General features: G+C 60.2%; 13 protein-coding genes, 2 pseudogenes and 1 riboswitch. Of the genes and pseudogenes, 8 read left to right on the forward strand and 7 right to left on the reverse strand.

The window, feature by feature from the left end; all coding sequences use genetic code 11:
* The 3 genes from OUZ52_RS09675 to ppa form a co-directional block, all read left to right on the forward strand.
* On the forward strand, window positions 1-1861 hold a 1861-nt coding region (locus OUZ52_RS09675; RefSeq protein ID WP_266158182.1), incomplete at its 5' end, for a prolyl oligopeptidase family serine peptidase.
* Between the two features lie 72 nt (window positions 1862-1933).
* Window positions 1934-2770 (forward strand): 2OG-Fe(II) oxygenase, encoded by an 837-nt coding sequence (locus tag OUZ52_RS09680; protein ID WP_266158183.1) that lies wholly within the window; start codon window positions 1934-1936, stop codon window positions 2768-2770.
* A gap of 90 nt (window positions 2771-2860) precedes the next feature.
* A complete protein-coding gene (gene ppa / locus OUZ52_RS09685) occupies window positions 2861-3397 on the forward strand; it encodes an inorganic diphosphatase (RefSeq protein ID WP_266158184.1) in 537 nt (178 codons plus the stop codon).
* Between the two features lie 100 nt (window positions 3398-3497).
* On the opposite strand, the gene OUZ52_RS09690 is transcribed toward ppa, so the two are convergent.
* From OUZ52_RS09690 to OUZ52_RS09700, 3 genes are all read right to left on the reverse strand, one after another.
* Window positions 3498-3704, reverse strand: a complete 207-nt coding sequence (locus OUZ52_RS09690; RefSeq protein ID WP_266158185.1) for a hypothetical protein — start codon at window positions 3702-3704, stop codon at window positions 3498-3500.
* Between the two features lie 73 nt (window positions 3705-3777).
* Window positions 3778-5655 carry a phosphomethylpyrimidine synthase ThiC gene (gene thiC, locus OUZ52_RS09695; protein ID WP_266158186.1) on the reverse strand — a complete coding sequence of 626 codons (1878 nt, stop codon included), beginning with the start codon at window positions 5653-5655 and terminating at the stop codon, window positions 3778-3780.
* Between the two features lie 102 nt (window positions 5656-5757).
* A riboswitch (TPP riboswitch) is annotated at window positions 5758-5852 on the reverse strand.
* Between the two features lie 36 nt (window positions 5853-5888).
* Window positions 5889-6539, reverse strand: coding sequence for a TetR/AcrR family transcriptional regulator (locus OUZ52_RS09700; protein ID WP_266158187.1), 651 nt, complete (start codon window positions 6537-6539; stop codon window positions 5889-5891).
* Between the two features lie 321 nt (window positions 6540-6860).
* On the opposite strand from OUZ52_RS09700, the gene OUZ52_RS09705 reads away from it, so the two are divergent.
* A complete protein-coding gene (locus OUZ52_RS09705) occupies window positions 6861-7520 on the forward strand; it encodes a protein-L-isoaspartate O-methyltransferase family protein (protein ID WP_266158188.1) in 660 nt (219 codons plus the stop codon).
* Window positions 7521-7580: 60 nt separating this feature from the next.
* Window positions 7581-8990: a TolC family outer membrane protein gene (locus tag OUZ52_RS09710; RefSeq protein ID WP_266158189.1), complete on the forward strand. Its 1410-nt coding sequence runs from the start codon at window positions 7581-7583 to the stop codon at window positions 8988-8990.
* Window positions 8991-9063: 73 nt separating this feature from the next.
* Here OUZ52_RS09710 and waaA read toward each other — a convergent pair whose 3' ends face one another.
* Window positions 9064-10305, reverse strand: a complete 1242-nt coding sequence (gene waaA, locus OUZ52_RS09715; RefSeq protein WP_425493827.1) for a lipid IV(A) 3-deoxy-D-manno-octulosonic acid transferase — start codon at window positions 10303-10305, stop codon at window positions 9064-9066.
* 255 nt (window positions 10306-10560) lie between these two features.
* Between waaA and lpxL the strand changes: the two are divergent.
* From lpxL to OUZ52_RS09730, 3 genes and pseudogenes are all read left to right on the forward strand, one after another.
* Window positions 10561-11455 (forward strand): annotated as a pseudogene (gene lpxL, locus OUZ52_RS09720) (LpxL/LpxP family Kdo(2)-lipid IV(A) lauroyl/palmitoleoyl acyltransferase).
* 293 nt (window positions 11456-11748) lie between these two features.
* Entirely contained in the window at window positions 11749-12471 is a 723-nt protein-coding gene (locus tag OUZ52_RS09725) for a polysaccharide deacetylase family protein (protein ID WP_266158191.1), read from the forward strand.
* Window positions 12468-13604 carry a glycosyltransferase family 4 protein gene (locus OUZ52_RS09730; RefSeq protein WP_266158192.1) on the forward strand — a complete coding sequence of 379 codons (1137 nt, stop codon included), beginning with the start codon at window positions 12468-12470 and terminating at the stop codon, window positions 13602-13604. Before OUZ52_RS09725 ends, OUZ52_RS09730 begins: the two co-directional genes overlap by 4 nt.
* Before the next feature lie 153 nt (window positions 13605-13757).
* On the opposite strand, the gene OUZ52_RS09735 is transcribed toward OUZ52_RS09730, so the two are convergent.
* The 3 genes and pseudogenes from OUZ52_RS09735 to OUZ52_RS09745 all read right to left on the reverse strand — a co-directional run bounded on the left by OUZ52_RS09735 (window position 13758) and on the right by OUZ52_RS09745 (window position 18606).
* Entirely contained in the window at window positions 13758-16058 is a 2301-nt protein-coding gene (locus OUZ52_RS09735; protein WP_266158193.1) for a S53 family peptidase, read from the reverse strand.
* A 604-nt stretch (window positions 16059-16662) separates the two neighbouring features.
* A complete protein-coding gene (locus tag OUZ52_RS09740; protein WP_266158194.1) occupies window positions 16663-17442 on the reverse strand; it encodes a glycosyltransferase family 2 protein in 780 nt (259 codons plus the stop codon).
* Window positions 17432-18606: pseudogene (locus OUZ52_RS09745) on the reverse strand (O-antigen ligase family protein). The gene OUZ52_RS09740 and the pseudogene OUZ52_RS09745 overlap by 11 nt, the downstream one beginning before the upstream one ends.
* Between the last annotated feature and the right edge of the window lie 73 nt (window positions 18607-18679).

The raw sequence follows: 18679 nt of genomic DNA on the forward strand, positions 1-18679 counted from the left end.
CATTCCGATGATCAGCAAGATCGGCGATAGCTACTACAACCTGTGGCGCGATAAAGAGCACCCCAAGGGCCTGTGGCGGCGTACCTCGCTGGCCGAATACCGCAAACCTCAGCCGGCGTGGGAAACCGTGATCGATCTCGATGCGCTGTCCAAGGCCGAGAACGAAAACTGGGTGTGGCATAGCGAGCAATGCCTGCGGCCGGACAACCAGCGCTGCCTGATTTTTCTGTCCCGCGGCGGTGCCGATGCCGATGTGGTGCGTGAGTTCGACCTGAAGGACAAGCAGTTCGTCAAAGGTGGCTTCGAACTGCCCGAGGCCAAAAGCAATGTGGCCTGGAAAGATCGCGATCATCTTTACGTGGCTACCGATTTCGGCCCCGGCTCGATGACCACCTCAAGCTATCCGCGCATCGTCAAAGAGTGGCAGCGCGGCACCCCGCTGGCTAGCGCTGTGACGGTGTACGAAGGCAAGAACGACGATATGAGCGTGTCGGCTTTTCGCGACCAGACACCGGGTTTCGAGCGTGATTTCGTCAATCGCCAGCTGGCCTTTTACGACAGCGAAACCTATGTCCGCGGCAAGGACGGCAAACTGATCAAGATCGACGTGCCCAATGACACCAACACCAGTGTCGAGCGCGAATGGATGCTGATCGAGCCACGCAACGACTGGACTGTCGCCGGCAAAACCTATAAATCGGGCTCGCTGCTGGCCACCAAGTTCGACGACTACATGGCCGGCAAGCGGGATATCACCGTTCTGTTCGAACCCACTGAAAGCACCGCGCTGGACGGCTATTCGTGGACCCGCCATCACTTGATTCTCAACGTGATGGAAAACGTGGTGAACAAACTCGAAGTGCTCACCCCGCAAGCGGGCGACTGGAAACGCGAAGGCCTGGGCGGCGCCCCTGAACTGTCCACCATCGCCGCGAAAGGCATCGATGCCGATGACAGCGACGATTACTTTCTCACGGTGAGTGGGTTCCTGCAGCCGACCACGCTGTACTACGGCAAGCTGGGCGAAGGCGAACCCACCACGCTGAAGAACAGCCCCAGCTTCTTCGATGCCTCGCGTTATACGGTGAGCCAGCACTTCGCCACCTCCAAGGACGGCACCCGCGTGCCTTACTTCGAGATCGCCCCAAAAAACCTGCAGGCCAACGGCAAGAATCCGACCTTGCAATACGGCTATGGCGGCTTCGAGATTTCGCTGCAACCCAGCTATAGCGGCAGCATCGGCCGCGCCTGGCTGGAGCAAGGCGGGGTCTATGTGCTGGCCAATATCCGTGGTGGCGGCGAATACGGCCCGCGCTGGCACAAGGCGGCACTCAAGGCGAATCGCTTGCGTGCCTACGAAGATTTCGCCGCCGTCTCGGAAGATCTGTTCGCCCGCAAAATTACCTCGCCAAAACATCTCGGCGCGATGGGCGGCAGCAATGGCGGTTTGCTGATGGGCAATATGCTCACGCTTTATCCACAGCTGTACGGCGCCATCGTCAGCCAGGTGGCCTTACTCGACATGCAGCGCTACACCCATCTCTCCGCTGGTGCCTCGTGGATTGCCGAGTACGGCGATCCCGACAAACCGGCTGAATGGGCCTGGATCAAAACCTTCTCGCCGTATACCAATGCCAAAGCCGGGCAGAAATATCCGCCCGCGCTGTTCACCACTTCAACCCGCGATGACCGCGTCGGGCCGGTGCACGCACGCAAAATGTACGCAAAACTGACCGACCTGGGTTACGACAGCAGCTTCTACGAGAATATCGAAGGCGGTCACGGCGCGGCGGCGGACAACAAACAATCTGCCTTCATGAATGCGCTCGGTTACACCTATCTGTGGGATCACGTGAAGTAACACTTGCCACCGGCTCCCTCTGTGCCTGTTGGAGAGGGAGCCATTTCCCATGAATCGCCAGCCCTATACCTCATGAAACTGCACACCAAGATCCGCCCTGAACTGCGCGAGTGGATTCTCGCCACAGCCCGTGCCGGCCATGGCGTGAACGATCTGCTGCGCTTGATGAAGGAAGCCGGGTACGACCTGGCGCAAAGCCGACGGATGGTGTCCGAGGTGCTGAAGATTCCGATCGCGGCACTGACCGCTTCGACGGCCAAGCCATCAGGGCGCCGCCCACGCCATCCCGAGGCCCCCTGGGTCACGGTGGGCGGCCAAACGGTGCGGGTCAGCGTCAGCGTCGATGCTCCGCCGTTACGCGTCCTGGAAGGTCTGCTGTCGGCACAGGAATGCGCCGCACTGATCGAACTGGCGAAGCCACGCCTGCAGCGCGCGCTTACGGTCGATAGCCACGGCCAGCATCAAGTCGACGAAACTCGCACCAGCCAGGGCATGTTTTTTGCGCTGGGTGAATTACCGTTGATCCAGGTCATCGAAAAACGCCTTGCCGATCTGTTCGATATGCCGGCCGATCACGGCGAGGGCCTGCAAATACTGAATTATCAGCCCGGCCAGGAATACGAACCGCATTTCGACTGGTTCGATCCCGCCCAGCCAGGCTATACGGCGATTACCGCCAAAGGCGGCCAGCGCGTGGCCAGCGTGGTGATGTACCTGAACACACCCGAGGAAGGTGGCGGCACCGGCTTTCCCGCACTGGGCCTGACAGTCACCGCCTGGCGCGGTTCAGCCGTCTATTTCGCCTATGAAAGCGGGGATCAATCTTCGCTGCATGCGGGTCTGCCGGTATTGCGGGGCGAGAAGTGGATCGCCACCAAATGGCTGCGCGAACGGCCTTTTCGCACCTGAATGGTGATTTGGCGGGTGCCGGCGAGGCGGCGTTTGCCGTATCCTTGCGCGCTTTACCCCTCCCTTTACTTTCATCTTTAAGGACTACCCATGGGTCTGCATCTCGTCCCCGCCGGCCGTGACGTGCCGAACGAAATCAACGTCATCATCGAAATCCCCAAGGATGCCGAGCCGGTCAAGTACGAAGTCGAGAAGCAGAGCGGCGCGATTTTTGTCGATCGCATTCTGTCGACCCCGATGCGTTACCCGTGCAACTACGGCTATGTGCCGGGCACCCTGGGCGGCGATGGCGATCCGCTGGACGCGTTGGTGATCTTGCCGTTGCCACTGGTGCCGGGCTCGGTGATCCGTTGCCATCCGGTCGGCATGCTGAAGATGTCCGACGAAGCCGGTGCCGACGAGAAGCTGGTGGTGGTGCCGGTGGCGAAGATCTTCGCCGGTTATGCGCACATCAAAGACATCAAGGAAGTTTCCGGCCATTGGCTGGAGCGTATCGGCCACTTCTTCGAGCACTACAAAGATCTGGAAAAGGGTAAGTGGGTCAAGCTCGAAGGCTGGGTCGGTGCCGATGAGGCCAAGGCTGAAATCGTCGCCGGCATCACTCGCTACACCGCCGATCAGCATTAATTTGGTTTTTCAAAAAACGCGGCGTCCTGAGGACGCCGCGTTTTTTTGTGCCTGTCTGCCGCAGGCCTGCGCTGATTACTGCCCTTTGTGAAGACGATGTCTACGCCAGACTGCGCAGCAAATCGCCGGGGGATATCGGCAGAGCGGCGATATCCGTGAGCGAATCGAATGCATCCGACCCGGTCACCCACCACCACATCACGATACATATCAACAACAGCAGCAACGCCATCAGTGTCAACACGCTGCGTAGCAGCGTGTGGCTGGATCGGGCCGGACTCGATTGAGTGGCGGTAACCTGTTCCATCGGATGACTCCATGGGCGGGGGATGAGCAATTCAACGCACGATCCACCCCAATGGCATACAAACGAAGCTGAATCAGGCCTTGTGATAAACCTCAGCGCCCTGGGCTCGGAACTCCGCAGCTTTTTCCGCCATGCCCTCATCGATAGCTTCGAATGCGCCGGTACCGTGCTCGGCGGCGTAATCACGCACGTCCTGGGTGATCTTCATCGAGCAGAACTTGGGCCCGCACATCGAACAAAAATGCGCTGATTTGTGCGCATCTTTGGGCAAAGTCTCATCGTGAAACTCCTTGGCCTTCTCCGGATCCAGGCCCAGATTGAACTGATCGTCCCAGCGAAACTCAAAGCGCGCCTTGCTCAGGGCGTTGTCACGCACCTGCGCCCCGGGATGGCCCTTGGCGAGATCCGCAGCGTGCGCGGCAATTTTGTAGGCGATGATGCCGTCGCGCACATCCTGCTTATTGGGCAGGCCCAAGTGCTCTTTGGGCGTGACATAGCAAAGCATGGCGGTACCAAACCAGCCGATCATCGCCGCGCCGATCGCCGAGGTAATGTGGTCGTAACCCGGTGCGATATCGGTGGTCAACGGCCCCAAGGTGTAGAACGGCGCCTCGTGGCATTTTTCCAGCTGGCGCTCCATGTTTTCTTTGATCAGCTGCATCGGTACATGGCCGGGGCCTTCGATCATCACCTGCACGTCGTGTTTCCAGGCGATCTGGGTCAGCTCGCCCAGGGTATCGAGCTCACCGAACTGCGCCGCATCATTGGCGTCGGCGACACAACCGGGGCGCAAACCATCGCCCAGACTGAACGACACGTCGTAGGCTTTCATGATCTCGCAGATATCTTCGAAGTGCGTGTAGAGAAAATTCTCTTTGTGATGCGCCAGGCACCACTTGGCCATGATCGAACCGCCGCGCGAGACAATGCCGGTAACGCGCTTGGCAGTCAGCGGCACGAAGCGCAGCAGCACACCCGCGTGGATGGTGAAGTAATCCACGCCCTGCTCGGCTTGTTCGATCAAGGTGTCGCGGAACAGCTCCCAGGTCAGGTCCTCGGCCACGCCGCCGACTTTTTCCAAGGCCTGGTAGATCGGCACCGTGCCGATCGGTACCGGTGAGTTACGGATAATCCATTCACGCGTCTCGTGAATATGCTTGCCCGTTGACAGATCCATCACGGTGTCACCGCCCCAGCGGATCGACCACACCAGCTTCTCCACTTCTTCGGCAATGCCCGAAGACACCGCCGAATTGCCGATGTTCGCGTTGATCTTGGTGAGGAAGTTGCGGCCGATAATCATCGGCTCGCTTTCAGGGTGATTGATATTGGCGGGAATGATCGCGCGGCCGCGCGCCACTTCATCACGCACGAATTCCGGGGTAATCAGCTTGGGTAGCGCCGCGCCGAACGATTGGCCCGGATGCTGACGGCACAGGGCACTGTCCGCCAAGGCTTCGATACGCTGATTCTCGCGAATCGCGATGTATTCCATTTCCGGCGTGATGATGCCGCGACGGGCATAGTGCATCTGTGTGACATTGGCGCCCGCCCTGGCCCGCAGCGGAGTACGCGTTGCGCCAAAACGGAAATCGGCAAGCCTAGGATCGGCCGCACGCTGGCGACCAAAGGCCGAGGTGAGGTCGGGCAAAGACTCGACATCGCCGCGCTCGGCAATCCAGGTCGAGCGCACTGCCGGCAGCCCGGCGACCAGATCGACATGATATGCGGGATCGGTATAGGGGCCCGAGGTGTCGTAAACCGTAATCGACGGGTTGGCTTCGCCGCCGAACAAGGTTGGCGTTTGCGCCTGGGTGATCTCGCGCAGCGGCACACGCAGATCGGAGCGGCTGCCCTGCACATGGATCTTGCGCGACCCGGGGATTGGCCGCACCACGGCTTCGGAGAGTTTCTGCGCTGCGCGCGCGAGATCGGAGGGCAAGGCGTTCATCGGCGTTCGTCCTATTGGCTTGAGAAGCCCATGCCAGAGGGCATGGATTCTTTGCGGGGCGTTACCCCCAGACGAAGCGATGGTGCCGGGCGCACGCGGCTGCCCTCGTGCGACGAAGCTCCCTACACCGGTGCTAGCCGGATCAGGTTCGAAGGGACTCTCTCAGCCGGCTACCGCCAGCACCCCCGCTTCAACAAGCGGCTATTCAAGCACGAAGCGGGGTATACGGCTACTCAACGCGGCAGATAGGCACGCATGAAGGTGTCGACGCCGTCACGCGCGGTCTGTTCCATCTCCGCGGCATACGACTGCGGGCATTGATCGCAGCCAAACATCCGGCGCAGCATCATTTCACCCTTGATCAACGACATGAACTGCACGCTGGCGCGCGCCACATTGGCAATATCGAGCTTGCCGTCGTCGACCGCATGTTGCAGCAGACTTTCCATCAGGATGTGCGTGCGGGTGGGGCCTTCTTCCCACAGCAATTTGCCGTAACGCGGATTGCCCTGGCGACAATCACTCAAAATGGCGCGAAAAGTGCCTACATTCTGCGCATCGCAATCGAGATGAATGTGATGCAGGGCAATGCGCAACAACGTGTCGCGCCTGTCGACATGCGGGTCGTATTGATAGGTTTCTTCGGGAATCAGATCCTGGACACGAGCGCGAATCACTTCGCGAAACAGATTGTCCTTGTCACCGAAATGGCTATAAACAGTGAGCTTGGAGACCCCGGCTTCAGCGGCGACGGCATCCATGCTGGTACCGGCAAACGCGTTGCGAATAAACAGGGCTTTAGCGGCTTCGAGAATCGCGGCACGCTTCTCCATGTCCTTCGGGCGTCCGGGCCCTTGAGGCTTGATTTGCGGAGCGATGGTCATGCTTACACCTTCACAAATGGCAGAATGCTGTTTATTATACGGCTCGGTTCAATTATTTTCCATGAAGCTTACTCAAGGCTGTCACGCCTCGTTATTTTGTGGAATTTACCCTTACCCCGTCTGCCAGTTCTACTGAAGGTGCCGTCAGGTGTGTCATGTGTCCGCGGACACCGCTTCCCATATGACTTTCGTCAGTTTGGCGCGGTGACTTCCGGCACTTCGTGATGCCTACGCCAAGCCGCAGGCTTATGTCATTGTCGGAACAGGGCTAAGCACTTATCCTTTCTGACCTTTTTACGATTTGTACGGGATGTGAGCGAGATGGCGATGAACTTCGAACAGGCGCGGCAAAACATGGTGGAAAACCAAGTGCGCCCCTGGGAGGTGCTCGATAGCCGCGTACTCAACGTACTCAGCAGTCTGCGTCGCGAAGATTTCGTCGCCGCCGAGCACCGACAGCTGGCGTTTACCGACGTGTGCCTGCCGCTGGGCCATGGCGAAGTGATGATGAAGCCGGTCATCGAGGGGCGCGTATTGCAGGCGCTGGACGTCGCCGCGACCGATCACGTGCTGGAAATCGGCACCGGCTCCGGCTTTCTCACCGCCTGCCTGGCCAGCCTGTCGGCGCACGTCACCAGTATCGATATCCATCCCGACTTCATTGCCACCGCAGGCCAGCGCCTGGCCGCGGCGCGGATCAGCAACGTAACACTTGAAGTGGGCGAAGGCGTGGCGGGCTGGCAGCCGGCCGGTCAATTCGACGCCATCGCCATCACCGGCGCCGTTCATGAGATTCCACCGCGCTTTCTCAGCTGGTTGCGGCCGGGTGGTCGCCTGCTGGTCGTTCGTGGCGAGTCACCGGCGCAGCAGGTGCTGTTGTTGACCCACGAGGGCAATGGCCGTTACCACGAAGAGGGGTTGTTCGAAACCGACCTGCCGTATCTTGCACACGCCGAACCCCCGCGTCGTTTTACTTTTTGATTCTGGGCAACCTGCCCCTCCCTATTCAATACGATTTGATCTATCCGAATGAGGCAACCCATGCGCTTGAAGCTTCTGACCCTTGCCCTGACCCTGGCAGTGCTGCCGCTGTCTGGTCGCAGTGAGGATTTGCTGGATGCATACCGTGAAGCGCGTGCCAACGATCCGGTGCTGGCGCTCGCCGATGCGCAGCGATTGATCACCTCCGAAAACGTACCGCAGGCACGTGCGCTGTTGTTGCCGAACCTGGCAGGCTCGGTAGCGTTGAACCAGAGCCCCAGCAGCAGCACCGGTCTTGGTGGCGGCAATAACAACTTTCTGTGCTCGGGTATTAGCGCAGGTAACGGCACCTACGATTGCTTACCATTGCAGGGCAAGGGCAACGGAGCCGGCGGCGGTCACACGCGCAGCCGTACCATAGGCGCGACCCTGGGCGTGCCGATCGTCAATCTCGCCAACTGGGCCACCCTCTCGGCTACGCGTTACAGTGCCCGCGCCGGAGACCAAACCTATGATGCCGCCTCGCAGCTGCTGTATGTGCGTGTCACCTCGGCCTATTTCACCGTACTGACCAGCGAAGACGCACTGACCTTTTCGAAGGCCAACGAGGATGCCCTCAAGCTCACCTTCGACCAGGCTGACCAGCGCTACAAGGTAGGCCTCTCGGCAATCACCGCTGTCTACCAGGCCAAGTCGCAGTACGAGCTGGCCAGAGCGCAGACGATTACCGCGCAGAACAACCTGGCAGCCGCCCGCGAAGCGCTGACTCAAATCACCGGTAAGCCGAGTGAAAATCTGAAGAAGCTGCGCGAAGATCTGCCGATGAATCCACCGTCGCCGGATGATCCGAACCAGTGGGTGCAGGACGCGATCAAGAACAACCCGACCATCCTCTCCCAGCAGTTCACCGTGCAGGCAGCAGAGCGCAGCATCAGTGCCGCGCGCGCCGGCCACTTGCCGACATTGAACGGCACCGTGACTCGTAGCAAGACATCGTCCTGGTCCGAGAATGGCGGCTCGAGTTCAGGTACCGGCAACGGCAGCTTCGGCAACACCTTCGGCGTGACCTTGTCGATACCGATCTTTGAAGGCGGCGCCACGCAGTCGAAAGTACGCCAGGCGATTTATCAGCGCGATGCCGCGCAAGATACGCTGGAATCGAACCGTCGCCAGGTGGTCTACAACGTGCTCAACGACTACCGCATCGTGGTCGCCGGCATCGCTCAGGTAGAGGCTGGCAAGGCCGCGGTGGATTCGGGCAAGAAATCAGTCGAGGCAACCCGTGCCGGTTTCGATGTAGGCACCCAGACCATGATCGACGTGTTGAATGCGATCCAGGTGCTGACCAACGCCCAGAGCACCTATTCGCAAAACAGGCATCAATTCGTGCTATCGCAGCTGCAGCTCAAGCAGGATGCCGGCAGCATCGGCATGAAAGATCTAGAAGCGGTCAACGCCCTGCTGCAGTAATGGCCGCGCACAGCTAAGTTGCCGCGTTAACAGCGGCCGGGCCCGCAAAGCCCGGCCGTTTGTTTTACAGGGCTTACTCCTGCAACTGCTTGTCGATCAGGCCCATCACTCGCCGCACCGCACCGCGCTCGCTATCGAAAACCACGCGCGCACTAGCGCCCATGCGCTCGCGCCGGGCCGTATCGAGCAACAGCCGCAATACTTCTTTACCCAGATCCTCCTTGCCCTTCACTCGCGCACCGCCGCCTTCCCGGATCAGCGTCAGGGTGATCTCTTCGAAATTGAAGGTATGCGGCCCGACCAGCACCGGCGTGGATAACGCAGCAGGCTCCAGTACGTTGTGGCCGCCAATGGGAATCAAGCTGCCGCCGACAAAGGCCAGATCAGCCGCCGCATAAAACGGCATCAATTCGCCCATCGCGTCGATGACGAAAACCTGGTGCGACTCCGAAGGTACGCGGTCAGCACTGCGCGTCGCCACGGAAAAACCCAGGCTGCGCGCAGAATGCTCGACCATCTTGAAGCGCTCCGGATGACGCGGCGCGATCAGCAACAAGGCATCGGGCAAACGCTTCAGCACTTCAAGATGCGCTTCGAGCACCGGCATCTCTTCGCCTTCATGCGTGCTGCCGGCAATCCACACCGGCCGCAACCGCCCCCATTGCTGGCGCAACTCCTCGCCCGCAGGCACGGCACCATCGGCCACCGGCATATCGAACTTCATATTGCCGCTGACCAGAATCGTGGACGGATCGGCACCCAACAAGTGATAGCGGGCGGCATCGGTACGTGACTGCGCCGCGATCAGGCATACGCAGCTCAAGGCCGAACGTACCAGCCCGCCCATCGGCTTGTAGCCGCGCAGCGAGCGCTCCGACAAGCGCGCATTGACAATCATCAAGGGGATACCGCGTCGGCGACAGGCGAAGTACAGATTCGGCCAGATCTCGGTCTCGACAATAATGGCCAGGCGCGGCCGCACCCGTTGCAGAAAACGCGATACCGCAAACGGCAAATCGTATGGCAGATAGACGTGCACCACGCTATCGCCAAACAACTGGCGTACCCGCTCGGAGCCTGTCGGAGTGACCGTGGTCACCACCAGTGGCGCGTTCGGATAACTGTCGCGCAGTGCCTTGATCAGCGGCTCAGCCGCATTGACCTCGCCCACCGAAACGGCATGCACCCACAAACTGCCAGAAACCGCCGGTGCGCTGGGAAAGCCAAAACGCTCGCGCCAACGCCGGTGATAGTCGCGATAGCGCACACCGCGCGCCAGCAAGCGCAGCATGATGAAAGGGGTCACCAGGTACATCGCAAGGGTGTAGAGATAGCGCAACGGCAGGCCCTATGAGTCGGTTCGCCCGCAAAGCTGCATCATCACGCGGTTCTCATCGGCATACACTCCGCCGATCTTCCCGCCACGCGCAAACCGCTTTCGGCGCCGGCTACCAGGAAGGATGAACACAGACACTGGGGGGTCAAACGCCGCAGTATAGCGATGCGACGCAAGGGGATTGGAGAAATCCGCCGCCACGATGCGCTGCCCGCGCGGCCCGGCCCCGCTACAATGCCGCCAATGCCTGGTACCCCCCGCCCTCATTTCACCCGCTCCCTGCTTTCTCCGCTGCAATGGCCGGCCTGGCTAGGTGTCGGCGTGACCTGGCTGATTGCGCGCCTGCCCTATGCCGTGCTGATGTGGCTGGGCCGCCGGCTAGGCGATCTGATTTTGCTGGTCAACTCGGCCCGGCGCGATGTCGCCCAGACCAATATCGCGCTGTGCTTTCCCGAGCTGTCCAAGCCGGAGCAGGAAGCCTTGGTCGATGCGCATCTGCGTGACATCGGCCTGATGCTGATGGAGTTCGCCCTCGGCTGGATGGGCAGTAACCGCGCCGTAAGCAAAGTACCGGTCACCATCGAGGGCCTGGAACATCTCGAGGCCGCGCGCGCGCAGGGTAAAGGCGTGCTGCTGGTCGGTGGCCACTTCTCGCATTTGGAGTTATGCGCACGACTGGTATCGCAACATATCCGCATCGCCGGCATGTACCGACAAATGGATTCGGCCGCTTTCGAGTGGACCGTGTTGCGTGCCCGGCTGGATTACGCCGATGCGATGTTCGACAAGGACGATATTCGCGGTACCGTGAAATACCTGCGCCAAGGCGGCACCCTCTGGTACGCGCCCGATCAGGATATGCGCAGCAAGGACAACGTCTTTGTGCCCTTTTTCGGGGTACTGGCGGCGACGATTACCGCCACCCATCACCTGGCCCGCATGTCGGGCGCGCGGCTACGCCATGCGCCTGGGTGCTCCGCTGGACGATTTTCCCAGCACGGATGCCTTGAACGACACCGCCCGCATCAATGGCTGTATCGAGCAAATGGCCCGCGAGGCACCCGAGCAATACCTGTGGGTACATAAGCGATTCAAGACCCGCCCCGACGGCGCACCGCCGATCTACTGAGCCGTTCTCAGGCACCTCACATCGACCGCCGCCTCCACGCCGATAACCCTGTGACTAGCCACCCGAAAGAAATCGCCTCTACGGCCATCCATTGCCCGTAAAAAGGGCCTGCGGGCATCGTTAATTGAGGCTTCAGCCCATCGACAGGCAGGCGACAGCCAAGCCCGGTAAAACGCCTACTGCTAGACCCCGATCTGTCATATCGATTTATCGCCCCTCGTACACGCCTCATCTCCACCACCCGGCCATGCGCCGGCAAAAGGTGTGACATGAGCATGGATGCATTGCGGACTATGGCCTTTCCCATTTTCATGTATCACAACATCGCATCTGCACCACGCGGCCTGAGCCGCTGGCGCAGCCTGTATGTGAATCCGGCGGCGTTCGCACGCCAGATGTGGCTATTGCGCCGCCTTGGCTATAACGGATTGTCGATGTCGGCCGCGATGCCTTACCTGCGTGGCGAGAAGCAAGGCCGGGTAGCGGTGATCACCCTTGACGATGGCTACGCCGACAATCTCGACAATGCGCTGCCCGTATTGCAGCGCTACGGCTTTAGCGCCACCTGCTACGTGGTCAGCGGCGGCATCGGCCAATTTAATCAGTGGGACGCCGAACGTCTCGGCGTTCGCAAGCCCTTGATGACAGCGGCGCAAGTACGCGCCTGGCACGATGGCGGCATGGAAATCGGCGCGCATACGCGCACCCACCCACGACTGACCCAATGCTCCGATGCCCAACTGCGTGACGAAATCCACGGCAGCAAAACCGACCTGGAAGATTGCCTCGGCGCGCCGGTGACGCAGTTTTGCTACCCCTATGGCGATATGGATGACCGCGTGGCCCAGGCCACCCAAGCCGCCGGCTATACCGCTGCGACAACGACCCAGCGCGGTCGCGCCAGCACGGGCATGAACCTGTTGCGGCTGCCGCGCGTGCAAGTCGCCCGCCATCACATCCTGCCGCAGTTCGCCATGCGCGCGTTCAGCGGCTACGAAGACCGGCGGAACGCATGAAATTCCTCTTCGTCGGCACCAATCCGGAGCACACAGGTGCAGCCACTCACTTCATCGCCTTGATTCAGGCAGTTGCCGAAGCGGGCCATCAAGTAAGCGTGGTGGCCTATCCCGATGGGTTGATTGCCCAAGGGTTAGCCGACGCCAACGTGCGGCTGTACCCGGCAAAGTTTCGCAACATCCTCGATGTCCGCGGTTATGCCGCGAGCTTCAAGGCCGCGCGGCAGTTAAAGCCCGACATGCTGATCGGCAATTTCGGTAAAGAGTATTGGCCGCTGATCTTGCTGGGCCGGTTATTGCGGATACCGGTAACGTTGTTCCGCCATCGCACGCCGCCGATGAGTCGGATCTCCGGCTACCTGCTGCCGCGCCTTGCACAGCATTTTCTCGCGGTCTCGCAGCATGCGCGCCAGGCTTATCTGGATCGCGGAACGCCTGCGGATCTGGTGCAGGTGATTTATAACCCGGTGAACATGGCCTCTTGCCAGCCCGACCCACAAAAGCGCCATGAGATCCTGCAATCGCTCGGCATCGACGATGAGGCGATCGTCCTGGGCTACGCCGGCCGTATTCACGGCAGCAAGGGCGTTTTCACCTTGCTCGACGCGGCGCACGAGGCCATGGCGCGCGAGCCGCGCCTGCACTGCCTGTGGCTGGGCCACGGCCCCAGCTCGCAAGAGCTGCACGAACGGATTGCCGCCGGGCCCTTTGCCGAGCGGCATCACGTACTGGGCTGGATCAACGACGTGCATCCCTACTACACCGCGCTGTCGATGCTGGCCTTTCCATCCATCGCCACGGAAACGTTCGGGCGGGTTTCAGTCGAGGCGCAGGCCTCCGGCGTCCCGGTCCTGGGCAGCGCCATCGGCGGCATTCCCGAAACGCTCTCGCCTAACGTCACCGGCTTGCTGTTACCGCCTGGCGATGTCGGCGCATGGCGCGATGCCATTCTTGCCCTTTGCGATCCGGCACGCCGCCTGCCTATGGCGGCAGCGGCGCGGGATTTCGTGCAGCGCCATTTCAGCACCAGCGTGATTGCCGACGAGTTTGTGAAACTTATCCGCAGCAAGCAACCTCAACATGACGTGACACCGCACCCGTTACGCCAGCCGCGCGGCAACGCCAGAACCTAACTCGTTCCCGCATAGTCTCCGAGATCGCCAAGGCGGCGATATTCGTGTAGGCCATATAGACGTCCATAGAGTATGGACCCAATGACCCATCGCTCCTGCAAATCCCCCGGCGGCAGGAAGCCGCCAGGGGTATGGGTCATGCATCAGACCCCATCATGGTGCGTTGTCGAATGCCTTCCAAGCAGTCAGCAGATTCTTGGCATTCACCGAGCCCAGCCCGGCCGCAAAACTCCAGCCCTGCTGGGATGAGTAAGCCGTCGTCTTGGGTGTATATGCCGTGGCGCTGCTCGAGGTCAGGCCCACCTGCACCGGACCATACAATCCCTGGAAGTTCTGAATCGTTCCATAGAAGTAGCAGTCTGCCGTGACCACGCCTGGCAGCTGCTGGATGCACTGAGTGGAAATGCCACTGCGCGTCACATTGTGGAACACGCACTTGCCGGTGCCTTTGGCGCCATTATCGGAGTTGCAGGTATCCAGCGAAGCCGGCGTACCACCCGTTGCACCGCCGTATTCCTGCGCTGCCAGCGCATACAGGGTGGGCGCGGCATTGCCTTGGTAAGCCGGCAGGCCACTTGCGGCCAGACCCTGATCGATCAGCGCCTGGATACCGGCAAACATCGGCGAAGACAACGAGGTGCCGCCTTCAAGACTGACCGGTGCAGTGAACCCCGGCACACAGGGGTTGGCCGCAGTGCAAATGATGACCCAGGTGTAACCGCCATACGAGCCGGCGAACAAAGACACATCCGGGAGATCGCGCGACTGATCTTTCGCCGCGTTATGCACCTGCCGCTGCCAGGCCGGCTTGCGGTCGACCGACGACGGGCCGCCGCTGCCCGATTCGGACGTGACGTAGTAACCATAGGGATCGTAGGTCAGGTACTGCTTGCAGAATTCCAGCGCGCTGGGCTGACCCGCGAATTTGGCCGCCAACGAGTTACCACACGACTGATTCCATGGGATCTCAGGGATATACGAAAGCGCCGAGCCGTATTCCGAATTGGTCGTTTTGCTGAAGTACTTGCTGCTGGTCTTGTCGAGCACGTCAGCCGTATCCGTACCGCCCACGCCCGTCACATTCGGCGAAGTGGCGAAAGCATTGGCGTCGAGTCCCGCGCCCGAAATCACACTGCCGTTGAAGCTCGGATTGGTGCCGGAGTCGCCGGTTGAGACGAACACCGAAATACCCTCTACATCGGCTTGCGCCCACATCAGGTCGATCGCGGTCTTGCTGGCCGCATCGACAAAGCCCTCGCCGTAGCCGTAGCTGGCGCTGATCACGTTGGGTCGGCTCGCCCCATTGATCAGGTTCGTCGCCGCGGTAAATACGCCACCGAAGAAGTTCTTGCCATTGGAGTCGTCGCAGCTGGCGACCACAATGTTGGCGCCCGGCGCGATCGCCGTCGACCACTCCGCATCCAACAGCGTTTCGGTGTCGTCTTCGCCGGGGTTGGCGATGGTCGGGTCAATGCAGTTGACCATCGCCGGCGTCGCCTGCGGCTGGATCTGCGCAAACGTGCCACCGTAGCTGGCCAGATTGAATTGGCTGACGAAATTGGTCCAGTCCGCCGGCACCATCGAACCGTCTTCGACCACCGCAATGGTGATGCCCTTGCCGGTAATACCGCTGGCCCGCAGCTGATCGACGCCATACATCTTGGCCGTGTCATAGGGCACCAAGCCGCGTACACCACCCTGGAAGCTGACGGCCTCGGGGTTCGCCACCAGATTGTGCACGGTCGCCGGCTGCGTGATCTTGAACTTCTGGCTGGTCGCATCGAATTGCGCGATCTTCGGCGCCACATGCAAGGCCTGCGGGCGCAAGTCATTCAGGCCCGCGACGCCGACCACCACATCTTTCAACGCGGTGGGTACGCTGATATCGCTCGCATTCGCGATGTGACTGACTTTGTTGAGCGTGTAATGATTTTCCTGGGTGTGGAACGCGCGCTTGACCATCCCCGCGGTACCGCTGAAATCGATCTGCATCTTGTTCGGATAAACACCATGTACGGTGAACCCCTGTGAGCTGAGCCAGGACTTCACCGCGGCAATATCCACCTCGGCGACACCAAAGGTCGCGCCGTATTCCTGCGGCGTCAGCCAAGTATGAAATTTGGGTGATTTAGGATCGTGCTGGGCCGAGATCAATGCATTCAACGCCCCTTCGCGCAACGCACTGCGCTGAAGGATCAGCTGCATATGATTCATCGGCGTGGAGTCGGCAACCACCGCCGTCGGCGTGGTCTTGGCGAGCAGTCCCAGATGACTCTGCGCGACCGTCGATAAAACACTGCTGTCGACGGTCTTGGTCACGCGCGGCATTTCTACCGTATTTAGATCGGCAATCGCCGCGTTGGTTGATGTAGCCGGCTGCGCCATGGCGGCTACGGGTAGCCCGGCGATAGCTACGGCGATGGAAGCACACAGCATCAGATACTCGTTTCGCATGTAATTCTCCTGGAAACTTTCAATGAAAAAGCGGGACCCCTGTTTTGAAATTCTCCAACGCACCGATCTGCTCACTTGCGACTTCACAACCTCCTTTCATGCTCAGGCATAGAAAATCAAAGACAAAAATATCCAGCGCGCCGCCATCCGGTCAGCGCGGGCTCCTTCAAAGGAGTGCCACATGTCTATATCGATGAGGCAAGCAGCAGCCCCCAACCGCCGCTCACCGCACAGGCTCCGCAAACATCCATTTGGAGTGTAGGAATATCTGTCAGAAAATCGCAATGCGCATGAAGTGATTTATCCGTGCAATGCACCGATCGGCAAACAAGACACAATCAATCAATAAGATGCATCAAGAAAGCGGCTATTTTCCGAACCCATCGGCGCATGACTTTATTGACGCAATATATTTCGTCGAATAACCGCAATTCACCTCGAATTCACACCGGATTGGTGCTATTGCCCAAGGCTTATCTAACGCAATGAATTGCGTCACCGCAATTAATTACCTCAGTCGTTCCATGCAAATAAATGAACGCTGAATCCATCGCATTCAATCGATCAGCAAGAACCCGACGACACCAACCCACCGCGCCATAGGCTAACGATCGCCAGCCCTTTTGCGCAGAGCCGCGACTTGCCGGGCCTCATGTAATTTGGCGTACTTCAAAAACACGTAGAAAGCCCCAGTCATGCTGGCGATGAAGCCCGCCCAGCCGTCCAGGAAGTAACGCTTGCCGATGTATTGGCGCACAAAGAACCAGGGCGGATAAAACACCCTGCGCAGGCCGGTGAAACGCTGCTTTTTGCGTAGCTTATGCGCCACCATCCGGGTGGTATAGCCGTTGATCTTGTTCATCCGTGTGCTGATATCGACATCGCCGTGATTGACAAAGTCAGCGCGCCGCAGTGTTTTCACCGGGCCATCGAGCTCCACTGCCGAATGCACCTCGACGTGATTCATCCGACCGTGGCGCCGGTCGAAAAGCCGCAGCAAGCCGTTGCGGCGACCCCAGCGATGCTGCACTTTCCAGAACAGCAGTTCGCGGCGTGGCAGGCGATAGCCCGCATAGCGCGGTGCCACCAAGGCGTGTTCAATCACCTCGCGGGTGCCTGCCGACAAGGTTTCATCGGCATCCAGATTAAGTATCCAGTCGTTCGAGGCGAGGTCGTAGGCGCGCTGTTTCTGCGGGCCGAATTCGTCAAAGGGATGTACCGAAACGCGAGCCCCATAACGCTGGGCGATGGCCACGGTATCGTCGGTCGAGCCCGAATCGAGCACGACAATCTCATCGGCCCAGGTCACGCCGCGCAGGCAGGCATCCAGCGTGCCGCCGTTGTTATAGGTGATGATCACCACCGATAGCGGTTCACGCGCCATGCGGCGACTCCTCCTTTGGCAAGACATAAAGCGCGGCACACCATAAGCCAAGCAGCCACGCGAACAGCAAACCCCACCATGCCGAATAGAAGGCCAAATGGGTATTCAACGGAAACAACATCACGGCCAGCGCCAGGGTGGCGGGAAAAGCCCGCGCCCGTGCCGCCGCGCCGACTCGCCACCATGCGCGCAAAGCCAGCGCCGCGCCGGCCAGCCACAGCAGCAGGCCTAGCCCCCCGGTTTCGGTCAGCACTTCCAATATCAACTGGTGCGCATGACAGGCGCCCTCGCCCTCGCCACAGGATTCGTCAATCACAAAGTGATCATTGGCCGGCGCAAACTGCGGATAGACATAGCGATAGGCGCGCACCCCCACACCGTTGAGCGGATGCGCCTCGGCCATGCATGAAAGCGCTCCGACGTATGCCAGGCGAGGCTACCGGCGAGAGCCAACAAAACGATGCCGCCAGCGCACCACGCCACAAAACGCTTCAGCGAACCGGCTTCGCACCAGGCAAAGCCCAGCGCCACCAGCCCATAGCAAAGCCAGGACGCGCGCGACCCTGACAACAGCACCGGCCCCAGCATAGCCAACCAGGCCAGCAGCAACCCCTTCAGCCCCCAGTGGCGACGTGCCGCCCACAAGGCGAACGGCGATAACACCGACAGCGCCGGGCCCAGCTTGAGATTGGTGGCGCCAAAAATGCCCGAAATACGCTCAGCCTCGGCGCGCCCGCCCAGGCTCCAACCGGTCAGTGCCTGCACCCAGGCATCGACTACCCACACGGCCAGGACAGCGGCAATGGCCATGTACAACGCGGAGAGCTTTTCTTCACGCCGTATCGCGAAACAGGCATAAAGGCCCAACGGAACGTAGCGCAGCAACCCAGCCACGGTGGACCAGCTCTTACCCGGTGCGGCCGAACCGGGCGCCGAGATCAGCGCCGCGCCGATATAAGCGCCAAGCAGGCACAACAACAGTTGCGCGCCGGCATGTTCATGCAGCGCGCGCGGGTGGCGTACCAATAGCAGCACGACGCCGATCAAACACAGAAACGTACCCAATTCGGCGCTGCGCCCAAACGGCAGCAAGGCGACCACCAGCCAGAACGGCAATAGCGGCGAGCGTAAGGCGGCCTTTAGTGACTGGGAAAACGAACTCATGCGGCAACCGGGTTAATGGGGCTTACGCATTGTAGGGGGCGTGGCGCATTCGGATGATCGTGCGCGCCGAATG

It is taken from the genome of Dyella silvatica (assembly GCF_026283955.1).
In the GTDB taxonomy this organism is placed as follows: Bacteria; Pseudomonadota; Gammaproteobacteria; order Xanthomonadales; family Rhodanobacteraceae; genus Dyella_C; species Dyella_C silvatica.

What these genes read in the sequence shown, in the direction of transcription:
- OUZ52_RS09690 (WP_266158185.1), bottom strand. Translation starts at nt 3,704, where the DNA reads ATGGAACAGGTTACCGCCACTCAATCGAGTCCGGCCCGATCCAGCCAC.
- OUZ52_RS09730 (WP_266158192.1), top strand. Translation starts at nt 12,468, where the DNA reads ATGAAATTCCTCTTCGTCGGCACCAATCCGGAGCACACAGGTGCAGCC.
- OUZ52_RS09680 (WP_266158183.1), top strand. Translation starts at nt 1,934, where the DNA reads ATGAAACTGCACACCAAGATCCGCCCTGAACTGCGCGAGTGGATTCTC.
- OUZ52_RS09725 (WP_266158191.1), top strand. Translation starts at nt 11,749, where the DNA reads ATGGCCTTTCCCATTTTCATGTATCACAACATCGCATCTGCACCACGC.
- waaA (WP_425493827.1), bottom strand. Translation starts at nt 10,305, where the DNA reads ATGTACCTGGTGACCCCTTTCATCATGCTGCGCTTGCTGGCGCGCGGT.
- thiC (WP_266158186.1), bottom strand. Translation starts at nt 5,655, where the DNA reads ATGAACGCCTTGCCCTCCGATCTCGCGCGCGCAGCGCAGAAACTCTCC.
- OUZ52_RS09740 (WP_266158194.1), bottom strand. Translation starts at nt 17,442, where the DNA reads ATGGCGCGTGAACCGCTATCGGTGGTGATCATCACCTATAACAACGGC.
- OUZ52_RS09700 (WP_266158187.1), bottom strand. Translation starts at nt 6,539, where the DNA reads ATGACCATCGCTCCGCAAATCAAGCCTCAAGGGCCCGGACGCCCGAAG.
- OUZ52_RS09710 (WP_266158189.1), top strand. Translation starts at nt 7,581, where the DNA reads ATGCGCTTGAAGCTTCTGACCCTTGCCCTGACCCTGGCAGTGCTGCCG.
- OUZ52_RS09735 (WP_266158193.1), bottom strand. Translation starts at nt 16,058, where the DNA reads ATGCGAAACGAGTATCTGATGCTGTGTGCTTCCATCGCCGTAGCTATC.
- OUZ52_RS09705 (WP_266158188.1), top strand. Translation starts at nt 6,861, where the DNA reads ATGGCGATGAACTTCGAACAGGCGCGGCAAAACATGGTGGAAAACCAA.
- ppa (WP_266158184.1), top strand. Translation starts at nt 2,861, where the DNA reads ATGGGTCTGCATCTCGTCCCCGCCGGCCGTGACGTGCCGAACGAAATC.